This is a genomic window from Gracilibacillus saliphilus, assembly GCF_010994085.1.
GTDB lineage: Bacteria > Bacillota > Bacilli > Bacillales > Amphibacillaceae > Gracilibacillus > Gracilibacillus lacisalsi.
Genome location: NZ_WJEB01000001.1, coordinates 457,424 through 473,806, shown reverse-complemented (window position 1 = coordinate 473,806; position 16,383 = coordinate 457,424). Strand labels below are relative to the sequence as shown.

The 16,383-nt window shown below is 37.4% G+C and carries 17 protein-coding genes; 5 read left to right on the top strand and 12 right to left on the bottom strand.

The window, feature by feature from the left end; genetic code table 11:
• Positions 1-216: 216 nt before the first annotated feature.
• Genes menB through GHT08_RS02270 form a run of 4 tightly spaced genes read right to left on the bottom strand, consistent with a single transcriptional unit; the run spans position 217 to position 4,945 of the window.
• Positions 217-1,035, bottom strand: coding sequence for a 1,4-dihydroxy-2-naphthoyl-CoA synthase (gene menB, locus GHT08_RS02285; protein ID WP_163579428.1), 819 nt, complete (start codon positions 1,033-1,035; stop codon positions 217-219).
• Positions 1,013-1,825 (bottom strand): 2-succinyl-6-hydroxy-2,4-cyclohexadiene-1-carboxylate synthase, encoded by an 813-nt coding sequence (gene menH / locus GHT08_RS02280; protein ID WP_163579426.1) that lies wholly within the window; start codon positions 1,823-1,825, stop codon positions 1,013-1,015. The genes menB and menH overlap by 23 nt, the downstream gene beginning before the upstream one ends.
• Positions 1,815-3,557 carry a 2-succinyl-5-enolpyruvyl-6-hydroxy-3-cyclohexene-1-carboxylic-acid synthase gene (menD, locus tag GHT08_RS02275; protein WP_163579424.1) on the bottom strand — a complete coding sequence of 581 codons (1,743 nt, stop codon included), beginning with the start codon at positions 3,555-3,557 and terminating at the stop codon, positions 1,815-1,817. Before menD ends, menH begins: the two co-directional genes overlap by 11 nt.
• 2 nt (positions 3,558-3,559) lie before the next feature.
• Positions 3,560-4,945 (bottom strand): isochorismate synthase, encoded by a 1,386-nt coding sequence (locus tag GHT08_RS02270; RefSeq protein WP_163579422.1) that lies wholly within the window; start codon positions 4,943-4,945, stop codon positions 3,560-3,562.
• A gap of 232 nt (positions 4,946-5,177) precedes the next feature.
• On the opposite strand from GHT08_RS02270, the gene GHT08_RS02265 reads away from it, so the two are divergent.
• Positions 5,178-6,110, top strand: coding sequence for a 1,4-dihydroxy-2-naphthoate polyprenyltransferase (locus tag GHT08_RS02265; protein ID WP_163579420.1), 933 nt, complete (start codon positions 5,178-5,180; stop codon positions 6,108-6,110).
• A gap of 15 nt (positions 6,111-6,125) precedes the next feature.
• The gene (locus GHT08_RS02260) at positions 6,126-6,500 is read left to right on the top strand and encodes a PaaI family thioesterase (RefSeq protein WP_163579418.1); all 375 of its coding nucleotides are present in this window, start codon (positions 6,126-6,128) and stop codon (positions 6,498-6,500) included.
• Between the two features lie 34 nt (positions 6,501-6,534).
• Here GHT08_RS02260 and GHT08_RS02255 read toward each other — a convergent pair whose 3' ends face one another.
• Together GHT08_RS02255 and GHT08_RS02250 are read right to left on the bottom strand one after the other, a co-directional pair.
• Complete coding sequence (locus tag GHT08_RS02255) at positions 6,535-7,113, bottom strand: ECF transporter S component (RefSeq protein ID WP_163579416.1); 579 nt, start codon at positions 7,111-7,113, stop codon at positions 6,535-6,537.
• Between the two features lie 68 nt (positions 7,114-7,181).
• Positions 7,182-8,240 (bottom strand): M20/M25/M40 family metallo-hydrolase, encoded by a 1,059-nt coding sequence (locus tag GHT08_RS02250; protein WP_163579415.1) that lies wholly within the window; start codon positions 8,238-8,240, stop codon positions 7,182-7,184.
• A gap of 70 nt (positions 8,241-8,310) precedes the next feature.
• Between GHT08_RS02250 and GHT08_RS02245 the strand changes: the two genes are divergently transcribed.
• A complete protein-coding gene (locus GHT08_RS02245) occupies positions 8,311-9,330 on the top strand; it encodes a potassium channel family protein (RefSeq protein ID WP_163579413.1) in 1,020 nt (339 codons plus the stop codon).
• 736 nt (positions 9,331-10,066) lie between these two features.
• Here GHT08_RS02245 and GHT08_RS02240 read toward each other — a convergent pair.
• The 3 genes from GHT08_RS02240 to yugI form a co-directional block, all read right to left on the bottom strand.
• A complete protein-coding gene (locus GHT08_RS02240; protein ID WP_238343486.1) occupies positions 10,067-10,483 on the bottom strand; it encodes a YugN family protein in 417 nt (138 codons plus the stop codon).
• A 139-nt stretch (positions 10,484-10,622) separates the two neighbouring features.
• On the bottom strand, positions 10,623-11,969 hold the full coding sequence (locus tag GHT08_RS02235) for a glucose-6-phosphate isomerase (RefSeq protein ID WP_163579409.1): 1,347 nt from the start codon (positions 11,967-11,969) through the stop codon (positions 10,623-10,625).
• 183 nt (positions 11,970-12,152) lie between these two features.
• The gene (gene yugI, locus GHT08_RS02230; protein WP_163579407.1) at positions 12,153-12,503 is read right to left on the bottom strand and encodes a S1 domain-containing post-transcriptional regulator GSP13; all 351 of its coding nucleotides are present in this window, start codon (positions 12,501-12,503) and stop codon (positions 12,153-12,155) included.
• Positions 12,504-13,110: 607 nt separating this feature from the next.
• Here yugI and GHT08_RS02225 point away from each other — a divergent pair.
• Entirely contained in the window at positions 13,111-13,917 is an 807-nt protein-coding gene (locus GHT08_RS02225; protein WP_163579405.1) for an alpha/beta fold hydrolase, read from the top strand.
• Positions 13,918-14,000: 83 nt separating this feature from the next.
• Complete coding sequence (locus GHT08_RS02220; RefSeq protein ID WP_163579403.1) at positions 14,001-15,170, top strand: MalY/PatB family protein; 1,170 nt, start codon at positions 14,001-14,003, stop codon at positions 15,168-15,170.
• A 32-nt stretch (positions 15,171-15,202) separates the two neighbouring features.
• Here the strand turns inward: GHT08_RS02220 and GHT08_RS02215 are convergent, their stop codons facing one another.
• From GHT08_RS02215 to GHT08_RS02205, 3 genes are all read right to left on the bottom strand, one after another.
• Positions 15,203-15,784, bottom strand: a complete 582-nt coding sequence (locus tag GHT08_RS02215) for a superoxide dismutase family protein (protein ID WP_163579401.1) — start codon at positions 15,782-15,784, stop codon at positions 15,203-15,205.
• 59 nt (positions 15,785-15,843) lie between these two features.
• Positions 15,844-16,011, bottom strand: a complete 168-nt coding sequence (locus tag GHT08_RS02210; RefSeq protein ID WP_163579399.1) for a hypothetical protein — start codon at positions 16,009-16,011, stop codon at positions 15,844-15,846.
• An 88-nt stretch (positions 16,012-16,099) separates the two neighbouring features.
• Positions 16,100-16,363, bottom strand: a complete 264-nt coding sequence (locus GHT08_RS02205; protein WP_058306856.1) for a phosphocarrier protein HPr — start codon at positions 16,361-16,363, stop codon at positions 16,100-16,102.
• Between the last annotated feature and the right edge of the window lie 20 nt (positions 16,364-16,383).

The window sequence follows — 16,383 nt, the reverse complement described above, 5'->3', positions numbered from 1 at the left end:
TTCCTCGGAACAGATCGGCGCTTCCAGTGACATCTACGTTACTTCGTAGTACATGTATTTTGTGCACATGCATTACATTTCCTATTTTATTATGAAAAAGAACTGGCCAACACGTATGTATTGGCCACTTTTGTTCTTTTAGGAAATATAGGGTTGTAACTTTTAGAACGATGTGGAGCCACAACCAGCTCCGGGCGCTCTCCACTATTGTACTTCTTATGGAAAACGCGGGAATTGTTTGAAGTCCGGTTTACGTTTTTCTTTGAACGCATCACGGCCTTCTTTTGCTTCGTCTGTTGTATAGTAAAGCAATGTCGCATCTCCACCCATTTGTTGCAGACCAGCTAGTCCATCTGTATCTGCGTTGAACGATGCTTTTAGGAAGCGAAGTGCAGTTGGTGATTTCTCCAACATTTCTTCACACCATTGAATGGTTTCTTCTTCTAACTTCTCGAGTGGTACTACTGTGTTAACTAAGCCCATATCCAGTGCTTCTTGTGCATTATATTGACGGCATAAGTACCAAATTTCGCGAGCTTTCTTATGACCTACAATACGTGCTAATAAACCTGCACCATAACCCGCATCAAAACTTCCTACCTTTGGTCCTGTTTGTCCGAAAATTGCGTTGTCTGCAGCAATTGTTAAGTCACATACAACATGTAGCACATGACCGCCACCAATCGCATAGCCCGAAACCATCGCTACAACCGGTTTTGGAATGACACGGATTAAGCGTTGTAAGTCTAGAACATTAAGACGTGGAATCTCGTCTTCGCCAACATAACCGCCATGGCCGCGAACTTTTTGGTCTCCTCCGGAACAAAATGCTTTGTCTCCTGCGCCTGCTAGCACGATTACACCTACTTTGGAATCATCACGTGCATATGTAAAAGCGTCAATTAATTCGTTCACCGTTTGTGGCCGAAATGCGTTTCGTACCTCTGGGCGATTAATAGTAATTTTGGCAATGCCATTGTATGTTTCATATAAAATATCTTCATAAGTACGTTCACTTACCCATTCTACTGTCATTTGAATGACCCTCCTCTAAAATAAATTCCTCTAATATTGTACCAAAAATTTTTATTTGTTCCACATGAATTGCATGTCCAACATACTTAATAATTTCTAAACGGCTATTTGGCATCCATTTATCCATTTTTTTATTGATCTCAACAAACTTCTGGTCCCACTCGCCGACCATTAATAATACAGGCATTTGCAATTGATCAAGTTGGTTCCATAGCGGGGGCATCATTCCGGTCCCCATCATTAATAAAGAATGTACTAAACCTTCTTTTGCTTGCGATAAGCGCTCATGGCGAATTTTTTCTCTTATTTCAAAAGGCAATTGTTTTTGGGAAGCAAATAGCGGTATATTCTCCCATTTATTCACAAATGCTTCAAGAGAGTGGTTGGAAATATAATCAGCAAGCTCTTGGTCTTTAAGTTGTCTTGCGTCTCGCTCAGCTTTGGTAGCTAAACCTGGTGATGCACTTTCTAGCGTCAATGTTCTTACCATTTCAGGATATTTACAGGCAAATGATAAAGCTGTTCTTCCTCCCATCGAATAGCCGACGACATCAAACAGCTCAAGCCCCATTTCACTAAAAACACGGTAAAGGTCCTTACAACAGTCATCCATTGACTTCACTTTAGCCGTTGTATGACCGTGCCCAGGCAAATCAATGACGATCAACTGTTGATTAGGAAAAAAAGGACGCAGTGATTGCCACGTTTGTGAAGAACCGGTAAAACCATGTAATAACACAACAGGCTGACCATTACCATAGCGTTCTACCCAATAGTTATCAATATACATTCCGATACTCCTCTAAAATAGTAAGAGTATGCTTTTCGATAAACTGCCATTTTTGTTGGTGCCAATTCACATTTTCATTTCGATCTGTTTTTACTTCGATTAGCGACACACCTTGCTGTCGATAGCTGTTTTCAAGCGCATGTAAGTAAGCTGACCACTCCTCTACCGAAGTGAAATCAATATCATAAACCGCTGCTACCTTTTCAAATTCAACAGATTGTGGTGTTCCAAATAACATTTCATAATGAGGACTTTCTTCTTTCGCTTGTGGTAGAAAAGAAAAAATTCCTCCACCTTGATTGTTAATTAACACAATAGTCAAATCGAGTTGATAATTTTTTGTTAGTAATAAACCATTGATGCTATGCAAAAAGGAAATATCGCCGATCAATAACGTAACACGCTTTCCACTCGTCGCCATGCCTAGTGCCGTTGATAGAACACCATCAATACCATTGGCGCCACGATTCGCATGAATATTTATCGTTTTATCTGTCGCCAACCAGAATGTGTCCACATCTCGAATCGGCATACTATTCCCAACAAATAAAATACTTTCATCAGGGATAACCGTTTGGATGCCACGAACTGCCAAACCTTCCGTTAAAGCTTGTTGCTCTTGAATCAGTACTTTTTTTGCTGACTCATTTAATTGTTGCCACATTAATAGCCAGTCACGATCTAATGATAGTGAAAGACTTGCTAATTGTTTGGCAATGTCTGCTGGTTTTCCAAATATATAATGTGCACTCTTGATCGATGGGTTTCGAAATGTTACATCTTCATCGATAATAAATTGCTCGATATCATTTTCCTGCAAAAGTTGTAAAATAGGCTTCGAAACAGGCATTGCACCAAAACGAACGATAAAATCTACACGGACGAGTTCTCTTACTTTGTTCGATTTCAAGATACTGTCATAGCTTTCTACCACTACATTTTCTCCATCCAAATGCCTTAAAGACGAAAGTGGATCAGCAAATAGAGGTAATTGCCATTTTTCCGCTAAGTTTAATATTTCATCCGCAAGATCGAGATAGTCATGTGGGCCACAAATAATGATTCCACGTTTTCTCCCATGCAATTGCTGCTCGATATCTTTTAACACAGAGCCAGACATCTGTGTCCCTTCAAATGGAAAATGCTGTGTAAGGATAGCACCATTCCCCCAAACATCATCTAAACTGAAGTCGGGAATAAGTGGTTCACGAAAAGGAAAATTTAAATGAACTGGTCCTTTCACTTGATATTGCGAAGTATGTACTGCTCGATCTGCATGATTTCGTGCATATTGCAATATGTTTGGCGTTGCTTCTGGCAAAGCCATTTCGTGAAACCATTTCACATAGTCTCCATAGAGCTTAATTTGATCAATGGCTTGTGGTGCACCAACATCACGTAATTCATGTGGGCGATCTGCTGTCAGGACAATTAACGGAATGCGACTATAGGCAGCTTCAATAATGGCCGGATAATAATTAGCAGCAGCCGTACCAGAAGAACAGACTAGCACGACAGCTTTCTTAGTTTGCTTAGCGATCCCTGCTGCAAAAAATCCTGCAGAGCGTTCATCTATATCTACCCAAATATTAAATTGATTGTACTCCGCAAAGGTGAGAGATAACGGTGTTGAGCGTGATCCTGGAGAAATAACAACATCACGCACACCACTTTGATAAAGCTGGTCAACGAAATGACCAACATATTGGGTTAAAGATTCCATATAACTCATCATTATCCTCCCAGCGCTTGTAACATTGGGGTAAATTTAATACTTGTTTCCTGATACTCTATTTCAGGGTCTGAATCTTGAACAACTCCACAACCAGCAAATAGCGATGCTTTGTCTTCAGAAACAAGTGCAGATCGGATTGCCACTGCAAATTCCCCATCAAAATACTGATCAAACCAGCCAATTGGAGCACCATACCAGCCGCGCTCCAATTGTTCAAATTTACGAATAAAGTCTAACGAGCTTTCTCGTGGAAAACCACATAAAGCCGGTGTTGGATGAAGCTTTTCTACTACATCCAATAATGTATAGCCTTGATCTAATTCTGCTTGAACAGGCGTAAATAAATGCTGAAGGTTTTTTAATGGGTATAAAATCGGTTGCTCCGGAATTTCAACATACTTGGCAAAGGAACTAACCGCATCCTTAATCATATCTACTACAATTTGGTGCTCATTACGGTTTTTCTGGTCGTGTAATAATTGCTGTCCCAATCGGTTATCTTCTTCTTTCGTTTTACCTCTTGGAGCAGTTCCAGCAAGACAAGTAGAAAATAATTGTTGCTGATCTACCTTCACTAAACGCTCAGGTGTTGCACCAATAAAACATACAGATTCTTTTTCCCATGCAAAAATAAAACTGTTCTCCTGTGTATTTCGTAATTGATCAAGCACTCGTCCAATATCAGAAGAATCACCAAATTCAATTTGCAATTCTCTTGCTAAAACAATTTTGTCTACCTTTTCTGAATCAATCGTATTGGTCGCTTGCTTCACAAGTTTTTTCCATTGGATAGGATCTACTTCATGCTTTAATACGATGTTATTCTCTTGGTATGTTGGTTTTTGCGCATATAATAACTGATTCTTTCTCGTTATTAGTTCTGCTGCTAATTGATCAACATTACTTCCTTGCTCTACATAAGCTGTTGTCGTCAAAAAGGTTTGATTGCTTTCCATCGTTAATAAAAAGGTAGGTACCCGAAATTGACTCCCATTGAACGATTTCCATAATTCTGCTGCCTTTTCGTCTGCATCAAATGGAAAACCACCAAAAGCAATTGGGCCTGTCTTATATTGATCAAAAGGATTAACTATCCAACTGTTTTTCAAGACTTGTTTCCAGTTTTCTTTCAATTTCTGATAAGAATCATCCTCATCATGAAAAAGCAATGCCTCTCCAACTCCAACAAATGTAGTTTTTCGGTCTGCACTCTGCCAAAAAACTCGATCTTCTCCCATCGATTTTCCAGTTTGAAAGAAATCAATAGGATCTAGTCCTTCTATTTGCTCTGTAATACTAACAAAGGTTGGTGCCGATTTATCTATAGAGTGTTTTTGTGCTGAGTGTAAAACACCATCTATCTTTATTTCCTTTGTTTCAATCATGGATAAACCCTCCAATATAATAGGGCATTTTTTCATAAACGCTATTCATTATAGTATAAATTGCTCTATTTTTAAAGATAATAATGTCTTCTCTAGCTTATATACCCTTTAATAGTATAACAAAAAACTTAACATTGGTGATGGAAATTGTTTATGACAATAGTTTGACACATATATAAGTATTCACTAAACTTATAATGTTACTTAATTTTTATCAAGGAGATTTCTTACAATGGAAACAAAAGCAAACCATTTAAATGAGAAGCCTGGATTTCATATATGGTGGAGGTTACTGAGACCACATACGTTAACTGCTTCTTTCATCCCTGTTTTTGTCGGAACGATGTTAGCGGTATTAGATAATAGTTTCCGACCACTGTTATTTATTGCAATGTTAATAGCAGCCATGTTGATCCAAGCAGCTACTAACATGTTTAACGAGTATTATGATTTTGCAAGAGGCTTGGATAACGAAAACTCTGTCGGCATAGGTGGAACCATCGTCAGAGATGGAGTAAAACCAATCGTCGTAAAAAGATTAGCCTTTACCTTTTTCGGGGTGTCCATCTTATTAGGAGTCTACATTTGTATGGCATCGAGCTGGTGGATCGCACTAATCGGCAGCTTATGTATGCTAGTGGGATATCTATATACCGGTGGACCGATACCAATCGCCTATACACCATTCGGAGAAGTTTTTTCTGGATTATTAATGGGGACAGTCATTATCGGAATTAGCTATTATATTCAAACATTAACAATCACATGGCAAGTAGTCGTTATTTCGATTCCAATCGCTATCTTAATTGGCTGTATTCTGTTAGCCAACAATATTCGTGACTTGGATGGTGACAAAGAAAATGGTCGAAAAACGATCGCTATTTTGATTGGCAGAGATCGTGCTATCTTTCTTTTATCTAGTTTAATGTTGCTTAGTTACGCGTTGACAGCCGCATATATTATCTCTGGACTATTACCCATTTATAGTATTATAAGTTTATTAAGCATATGGAAAGCACGCAAGGCAGTTCGTATATTCCAAGCGAATACAACAAATGTTGGGATGATACCTGCCATGGTCGCGACAGCTCAAACCAATACCATTTATGGGGCATTAATCGGGATATCCTTATTATTACAAATTTTGATGCCACTGCCATTGTAATGGGGAGGTACACTGATGCATAACACTTTAATGGAAGCATTACAAATGGAAGTAAAAGAACAAGCAAAAAGTCTTGTCGCTATTGAAATGCCAATTACCGGAAACGTCAAGCAACCGATGGGTTTTCTACATGGAGGTGCAACCGTTGCTTTGGCCGAGACAGCTGCAAGCATCGGCGGCATGGAACATGTTGATACTAGCTCTCAAGCGATTGTCGGCATCGAAATTAATTGTAATCATCTAAAAGCGAAAAAAGATGGCGTTATTACTGCAAAAGCAACTCCTCTTCACATTGGCAAGCGTACAATGGTATGGAACATTCAAGTGGAAGATGAAGACGGAGATTTAATTGCCATTTCACGTTGTACATTAGGAGTTATTAATAAATAAGCAGAAAAAAATCGAGCAACTGTGCTCGATTTTTTTATTTCTTCTGTATCCAGTTTTTAAGTTTGGTGAAGATTAGTGCAAAAACAACACCTACGATGATCCCCTTTATCAGGTTAAATGGCAGGATACCAACTAGTACTGTACTACGCTTTACACTTTCGGACATTTCTTCCCAACCCATAAACCAGCTGTATGCCGGGATAAATAAGATGTAGTTTAAAAGGCTTAAACCAATGGTCATCAGCAAAGTGCCGATCCCTAAACCGATTAGCACGCTTTTCATCGAACGATATTTCATATACATAAAACTAACCGGTACGACATAGAACATTCCAGCAAAAAAATTGGCAAGTGCACCAATTGGATCAGAAATCGCAGTTACAAGCACATATAATATATTTTTAATGGCTACAACCACTACTCCAGCGACTGGTGAAAAAATAATCCCTGCAATTAGGGCTGGAATATCACTTACATCTATTCGCAAATAGGCTGGAATAAAAGGAAATGGTAAAGGAAAATTTAAAAACATTAATAATACCGAAATCGTACCCATAATTGAAATCACGATTAAACGATAGAGGTTACTTGTTTGGGCAGAAGGTGTATTCAATATGTTTGCCTCCCCATCGAGATAATAATTTAATCGTATGGGTTTTAACATTTTATGTCAACATTTTTCTAATCATCTAATGGATTTAAACTTTCCTTTCCAGTCATATTGGTGATCATTTCTACCAGTAAAGAAATTTCTTCATCGATATCCTTAATACTCGCCGTTTCAACAGGTGAATGCATATACCGTAATGGAAGCGAAACTAAACTGATCGGTACACCTTTACCAGTTAAACGCATCTTGTCAGCATCTGTTCCAGTATGTCGTGGTGTTAATTCATATTGGACATCGATACTTAATTTTTTGGCGTTATTTTTTAACAATTGATTTAATTTACGATTGATTGGTGCTCCTTTTGCCAATACAGGGCCACCATCTAAACGAATGTCACCATGCTTTCGTTTATCAACAGATGGATAGTCCGTAGCAAAAGTAACATCTATTGCTAAGGCGGCATCAGGTTGAAGGCCAGCTGCTGCGAAATAGGCACCACCCATATTTGTTTCTTCATTCACTGTACTGACACCATAAACCCCAATATTAATATTCTTATTAGAAAGTCTCCTCATTACTTCAGCCACAATAAAAGCACCTGTACGATTATCTAAACCTCTACCTGAAATATAGCGGTTTTTTAAGATTTCTGATTGACGACGGTACACGACTAAATCCCCGATTTGAATGTCTGCTTCTATTTCCGATTTATCTTTTGCTCCACAATCGATAAATAGCTCATCTACATCAAAATCACCTTTTATTCCTCCGTGATGTTGAGCATTCACACCAATCACACCTGGTAGATGTTGTTCTTGCCCGATAATTTCCACCTTCATACCAATTGCTGCCTTTGGATTAATACCACCCATTTTATCAACATAGACAAAGCCATTTTCATCAATGCGATTAACGACAAAGGCAATCTCATCACAATGGCCAGCCAAAAGCAAATGAAAATCTGCATTTTCATTCTTTACCGCAGTAACATTACCAGCATGATCGGTACGTATTTCATCAACGAAAGGCTCCACGTATTTCATCCATTTTTTCTGAATTTCCATCTCCATACTTGATGGAGATGGTGTATGTAATAACTCTTGTAAAAACGTAATTCTTTCTTTTTCCATAATAAACATTCCTCCTAAGTAAGAATAAGGTACTTGAACTTGTTTAGACTATATAAAAAAAGGTGATCACATGTTTTTGCATAAATGTGTACAATTTTACTTCCATCTTCCTATTATTGTACGGTTATTATTAAGTGTCTCGATACTAATGATAATGTTCGGATCTCTTATCCATTTAATCGAACCTGATCATTTCCCCTCTGTGTTCGACGGAATTTGGTGGGCGATAGTCACAGGATCAACAGTTGGATATGGAGATTATGTACCACTTAGTGCAATCGGGAAAATCATAGCTATCCTGCTAATATTAGCCGGGGGTGGTTTCGTTACCTTTTACATGGCTACCTTGTCTGCTGGAACCATCAAATTTGAACAAGATTTATCTGAAGGAAAAACTGCTTATAAAGGTACGAACCACACTATTATTATAGGTTGGAATGAGCGAACGAAACAATTAATTGATATGTTTGAGGCTCATAACCTTAATACAGAAGCGGTATTGATTGATCATTCTTTAAATAAGCTATCATATCAGGATCATCACATACATTATATCAAAGGCGAGCCTACTTCAGATAAAACATTACAAAAAGCTAATATTCAACAAGCAAAATATATTGTTATTACCTCCGACCCTAATTTAACGGAAGAACAAGCTGACCGGCAAACGATTTTAAGTATTATTGCAGCGCGTGGCAATAATGCTTCTATCCGTATCATTTCCGAAATTTTAACCGAAATGCAGCGAAAAAATGCAATTCGGGCAGGTGCTGATGTAATAGTCCGATCTAATAATTTCATGAGTTCCTTATTTTATCAATCACTATTCCAAACCAATCCTCAAGTTACAGAAATTATAGCAAAAACTTTGGAAGAACAACAATTTTGCTCAGAATTAGTTGACGAAGATTTGATTGATAAAGATTTTTCTTTCTGTGCCCAACATTTTTTAACAGATAGAAAATGGTTGATTGGTCTATTTAGAGAAGAGGAAATGATCTTACATCCCGACTTTTCCTTACGTACTAAAAAAGGGGATTATTTCATATTTTTACAGCCATTAGAACATAACCGAAAACAAGTTGAATAATACGAAAAACCGAGCAAAATTCACTCAGTCCTTCTCACTAAATGCTCAGATTTACGCTTCCTCTAGTGGTTATTATGGGATAATATCAACTGCTTAATCACCACTCCGGCTGCCCACTTCCCTTTCCGTGGGGTTTGTCCTTTAGCTAACTATTTTGAGCAAAACCCGCTCAAAATAGTGGATCTTCAGGCCAAACAATTCCCACAGGAGTTGAAGTGGACGGCCTTCGTTATTATCAGGCTTTCAACACAGCTGCTTTTATACTTTCAGATAGCGGTCCATTGTAAAATTACTTATGACAAGAATTGGTTGGCGGAGGCTAATTACGGAGCCTCCTGCGGGAATAGCGCGAGCCGAAAATCCACTTTGCAAAGTTAGTTGAGGTCGTGCCCGCAGAAAGCAAAGTAATTAGTCGGAGCGTTGCCAATATACATCAAACATTTCAACATAACTGCTTGGCTTAACGCAGTCATTGCACTGATTTTATACTTTCTTGTCTGATAAGAAAAGCGCAGAGCGCCCGATTAGAAACGTAGCGACTGGAACGAATTAACTGAGATAAAGGAATCACGGTGAGTCTACAAACCGATGATGACTTATCGTAGGGCAATTCGTGAAGTCGCCTAGTTTCTGGGGCTCGGAGCTAGACATCTGCGCAAAATTTATACTTTCTTATCATGTAATAAAAACCCATTTCTTCTTTTTCGAAATGGGTTAAGTAGATTCTCAATCATTTTCAATCCGAAATTTGCCCAAGTAATACTTCCAAATTTTGCAATACTACTTTCCCTTTTTCAATATAATTGGATGGAATATCTCCGTCTTTTTCTGTCGGAGCTTGAAATTGATTAAAAGCAGCTTGCATAACACTACTCTCAGCATAGGCATCAACATCATCTTGATAACGATGGGTTAATATATACGGCTTCCCCATTCTTATTACTGCAGCATCATGTTCAATCTCTCCTCTTTCGGATTGAAAAGGAATACGAAGAAAATGATAACCGCCATCATTCGCTAATTTATAATCAAAATAGCCATGATCATAATCCCAGGCCCCACCTAATGCATATCCTTCTTTTTCAAGGATTGCTTTTACTTGCTGATAGGAATACACATGATTCTCAATTTTTGAATCTAATTCGTACAACACATTCACCCCTTTTTTGATTAGGGTACCCCTTGCAATAGCAAGATATGTAAAGAACATTTGTAGTGTAGATCAAATCAAGCAAAATTAAACTTTTCCATGTAAAAAGGCCTGTCCTATTTGAGGGCAGACCTTTTATGCCTTAAAGGCGTTTTTCTAATTTTGCTTTTTCTTCTTCAAAACCTGGTTTACCCAATAAGGCAAACATATTTTTCTTATACGCTTCTACACCTGGTTGGTCAAATGGATTGACACCTAGTAAATATCCACTAATAGCACATGCTTTTTCAAAGAAATAAACAACATATCCAAATGTGTACGCATCTAATTTAGGTAGATGTACAAGTAAGTTTGGTACTTCACCATCCGTATGTGCCAGTAATGTACCCTGGAATGCTTTCTCATTAACAAAGTCCAGTGTTTCACCAGCCAAATAGTTTAATCCATCTAAATCCTGATCTTCCTTTTCAATCGTGATATTGGATTTTGGTTCTTCCACGTGAAGTACTGTTTCAAAAATATCACGACGACCTTCTTGTACATATTGACCTAATGAGTGAAGGTCTGTCGAGAAGTTAGCAGAAGATGGATAAATACCTTTGAAATCTTTCCCTTCACTTTCACCGTAAAGCTGCTTCCACCACTCAGAGAAATACTGAAGTGCTGGCTCGTAATTAATAAGCATTTCAATCGTTTTTCCTTTATTGTATAACACATTACGAACTGCAGCGTATTGATAAGCCGGGTTCTTCGCTAAATCTGCTTCACTCAATTCTTCTTGAGCTTTTTGCGCACCTTGCATCATTTCATCAATATCTACTCCACTTACCGCAATTGGTAATAATCCTACTGCTGTAAGAACAGAGTAACGTCCACCAACATCATCTGGAATAACGAAGCTTTCGTATCCTTCTTCATTCGCTAGTGTCTTTAGGGCACCTTTGGCTTTATCCGTTGTAGCATAAATACGTTTCTTTGCTTCTTCTAAGCCATACTTTTCCTCAAGAAACTTACGGAAAATGCGGAAAGCAATTGCTGGTTCTGTTGTGGTACCACTTTTGGAAATAACATTTACAGAAACGTCTTTATCTTTTAATACATCAAATAAATCATTAATATATGGAGCACTAATGCTGTTACCAACAAAGAAAACTTGTGGAGTTTTACGTTGTTCTTTCGCTAATTCATTATAGAAAGAATGATTCAGCATTTCGATTGCTGCACGTGCACCTAAGTAAGAACCTCCAATACCTACAACTAATAGCACGTCAGAATCTGATTTGATTTTCTCAGCAGCTTTCTTAATACGGGAAAATTCTTCTTTATCGTAATCAGTTGGAAGATCAACCCACCCTAAGAAGTCATTTCCTGCTCCTGTTTTGTTATGTACCATTTCATGTGCTAGTTTGACAGGTTCTTTCAAGTACTCTAATTCATGTTCCCCGAAAAAGGCTAGTGCTTTCTCGTAATCAAAGCGTACATGTGTCATTTTTTTGTAACCTCCAATAATTATTCTCACTATTTAAATGTACCGAATCCTGCTTACTAAATCAAGCAATGCATCAGGAGAATTAATAAAAGGTTCTGAATTTAAGAAAAATTTCTGATAGGAGCAGAACATTCGAGCTACTAAATGTAAAATGCCCGCTTTTTTTAAAAGCGGGCAAAAAACTTATTCGGATTGTTTAATCCATTCTTTCAGCTTGTCCTTCAGTGTGTTAAATCCGTGTTCTCCTTCTTTTTCAGCAATTGAATTTGTATTGTGCTCTCCTTGTCTATCAGGCTGAAGTGCACGGATTGATAATGCATATTTATTCTCTGCTTCATCAACTTCAATTATTTTAACAGTTACTTTATCTCCTTCTTTGACATGATCTGTAATATCTTTGACAAATCCGTTTGTAACTTCAGATATATGAACTAAACCTTGTACGTCCTCACCAAGAGAAACAAATGCCCCATAGGGTTGAACACCTGTGATTACTCCTTCCACCACGTCTCCTATTTGATATTTATCTGACATACTTCCAACTCCTCTAAGCATTTTCTTACCAATTAATGACTCTATAAACATTAAGTAATCTTAGCATACTTAAGATAAAAATAGCAAAAGAAAGCTGAATCATTTGATCTAAAAACTATCTCAAAAAAAAGTGGAATTTTTTCATAAAAAAAGGTTTAAAATTTATAGAAATGGGCAATTTATATATATGTAAGACTTTCTCGTATTCCCCCTGGATAGCAAAGCGATCCGTCGCTTTGCTTATTTTTTTATATAAATGGAAATGCAGATACAAAATAACATTGGAATGAGTGATTTGATGCACTTGTCCCACTATTTGTGACAAAAGTGGCATTTTTAAGACCTGAGGACATCTATTCATGAAAAATCCGCTAAATATATACCTAAAGCAACAGAATAAGGGATTAAAGGTCAAATGTTATCATCTCTCGTACATAAGCTACAAGCACAGTATACAGTATATTGTAGGAGCGGAATAAAAGCACCTACTTACTTCAAATCATAATGACAGAAAACACAAATCCATACAAAGTTTCACCCATTCACAGTAATTATTGAATATGACAGGTTGTATTTACTTAATCATGTTTAAGTGAGGTTACATCATATGAGAAGTACTATCCCGTATAAAGGTCACATTATCAGCTTCACTTTTTATAAACATTCGTTAAAGCCGACCATTATCATGCTACATGGTTTCTTAGCTTCAACATATTGCTTTCGAAAATTAATTCCATTATTACAAAAAAATTTTCAAATCATGTCCATCGACATCCCTCCCTTCGGAGAAAGTGAAAAGTCCAACGCATGTTTATTTTCCTATGACCATATGGTAGATACGGTCCGTTACATCATGAAAGACCAATCCATTGATAAAGCGATTTTTCTCGGTCATTCAATGGGTGGACAAATTTCTTTACAATTTGCGTACAAGTATCCTGAACATATCGACCGATTATATTTGTTAGCACCCTGTAGTTTTATGAGACATTCCCCGTTGTTTGCTAAAGCAATCTGTCATAATCCATTTTCTCCTTTTATTGCTAGAAGCTTATTAAAGCGAAAAGGAGTTTATGAAATGCTGAGACATTCGATTTATCAAGATCATATCATCACAGGTGAAATGCTGGAACACTATAAAAAACCTTTTCTAGACAAAAAAATATATCCATGTATCATCAAAATTTTAAACGATCACCAAGGTGATTTATCTGAAGAAGAACTCGCAACTATCGATATCCCTACTGATATTATATGGGGAAAAAACGATGAAATAATCCCATACAAAATTGGATATGAGCTTATTAAATACCTCCCAAATGCAACATTAACAACCTTAGATAAAACTGGCCATCTTCTCCCAGAAGAAAGTGCTCACCATATTGCCAAAATGGTTAGAAAAGCAAATTTATAAGTCGAGTATTAGACTTTTCTTTGAGTGGGCGGTATGATTGAAGTGGAATAACAAGAAACGTTATTAAGGGAGTGCTAAAACATATGACATTTTCTTTTGATAAAAAAATTGAAAGACGAAATACAAGAGCGGTTAAGTGGGATCTGGTCAAATCACTTTATGGATCAGAAGATGTCTTACCAATGTGGGTAGCGGATATGGACTTTGAAGTTCCACCTGCTGTTAAAAACGCATTAACCGAGCGCGCACAACACGGTGTATTCGGCTATACTTATACAGACAATGCGCTGCAAAATACCATTACTGATTGGCTCGAGTACAAACACGATTGGAAAGTGAAAAGTGCTTCAATCCTGTACAGCCCAGGTGTGATTGCCACGTTATATATGGCTATTCAAACTTTCACAGACAAAGGGGATAAAGTATTAATTCAGACACCTGTATATCCTCCTTTTTATGATATTGTAAAAAATCATGACCGAGAATTAGTGACAAATTCACTCGTTGTACAGGAAAATAGATATGAGATTGATTTCGTGGATTTTGAGGCGAAATTAAAACAAGGAGTAAAAGTTTTTATTCTCTGCAATCCACATAATCCAGTTGGACGTGTGTGGACGCAAGCAGAATTAGAAAAAATCGTTGCACTATGTAAAAAATATAACGTGATGATTTTTGCTGACGAAATCCATGCTGACCTTGTTTATCACCCAAATAAACATGTACCTATCGCTAAAATCGATGAAGACATGGAAGAACAGATCATCACTTGCATGTCACCAACTAAAACATTTAATTTGGCAGGTCTGCAAGTCTCCTATGCAATCATAGCTAATAAACAAAAAAGAGACGCTTTAGAAAAGACATTTCATAAACAAGGAATGCATATCTTAAATACAATGGGAATCACTGCTTTAGATGCAGCCTATAATAACGGGCGAGAATGGCTCGAACAATTACTCGAACAATTACAAACAAATATTGATTATGTAGCTAACACATTTGCCGACCATCCTAAAGTGAAGGTATTCCGTCCAGAAGGTACATATTTAATATGGCTTGACTTTAGTAAACTTGAGCTTTCCCAAGATGAACTTAAAGAGTTCTTACAAACACGAGCTCAAGTTGGTTTGAACGACGGAGCCTCATTTGGCGAAGAAGGTACAGGTTTTATGCGAATGAATATCGCCTGTCCTTTAGATATAGTAAAAGAAGGTACTACCAGAATTAAAAATGCATTGGATAATGCTTAGAGAATATAAAAGAAGAGTAAGCAATTGAATGCCTACTCTTCTTCTTCTTTATTAGATTCAGTAGGATCAGTCGGTTTCTCATCATCGGTTGCTTCCTCTAATGAGATTACACCACAAACGATGCGGTCACCTGCATCACCTGCAGGTTGTGAAACACCGTCATCCTCTCCTTCATGAATAATAATAGAGGTACCATCTTCTCTTAGTAACGACTTATCTCCGTCCATTAATGTTGCGCCTGGAAGCTCCAATTCTACATCTGCCGTTCCATCTGCCTCTACTTCTAGATTTGGCATATCACCTAGATGAGCACCATCAGGATGCATGAGTCCATGTTCATTTCCTTCTGGATTAAAATGATTGCCGGCAGATTGAAAATCCGGCCCTTCACATTTAGCATATTCGTGAATATGTACGCCATGTAGCCCTTGTTCCAAGCCTTCCACATCAATTTGCACAGATACCATATCTTCCTGTTCTTTGAACGTAGCAGTTCCCACAGCATCATTATCCACATTATACAAACGGACTTCTAACGGAGAGCGATCCTCTGCCTGACAGCCTGCAAGGAACATGAGCACAGCTAAACAGAAACAAAGTACATACCTTTTCATATCATCTACTCCTCTTTACTTATCCACTAACTATTATGGACAACGAGAAGTAAACTTAATCAATCTTTTAAATCGTCATATTTTTGTTTCCATTTCTCTTCTTCTTTTCGGGATGCTTTCTTAATGAAATGCATCGCAACAAAAGCACCGATTACAAATACTAATAAACTAAGGACAGCTGGAATATATAACGATTTATCTTCTGGGAAATAAAGAAATTCCATCATCGTACATCACTTCCCTTTTATAAAGAATTACTAATTAAGATCTTATTATAACATAAAAAAAGCTAGTTATTTAACTAGCTTTTTTTACTTATTTTCCTAAATGTTCTTCAATAGTTTCTGCAATTCCTTCTAGAGCTTGATCTTCATCATTACCATCAACTGTAATACGAATTTCTGCTCCTTTCGGTACACCTAGTGACATAACACCCATGATGGATTTTAAATTCACTGTCTTACCATTATAATGTAATTCCACATGTGATTCATATTGCCCAGCTTTATTTACTAATAAAGTAGCTGGTCGTGCGTGAATACCCGTGTCACTTTGAATAGTAAAAGATTGTTCTTTCATAACCATAACTCCTCCTCATC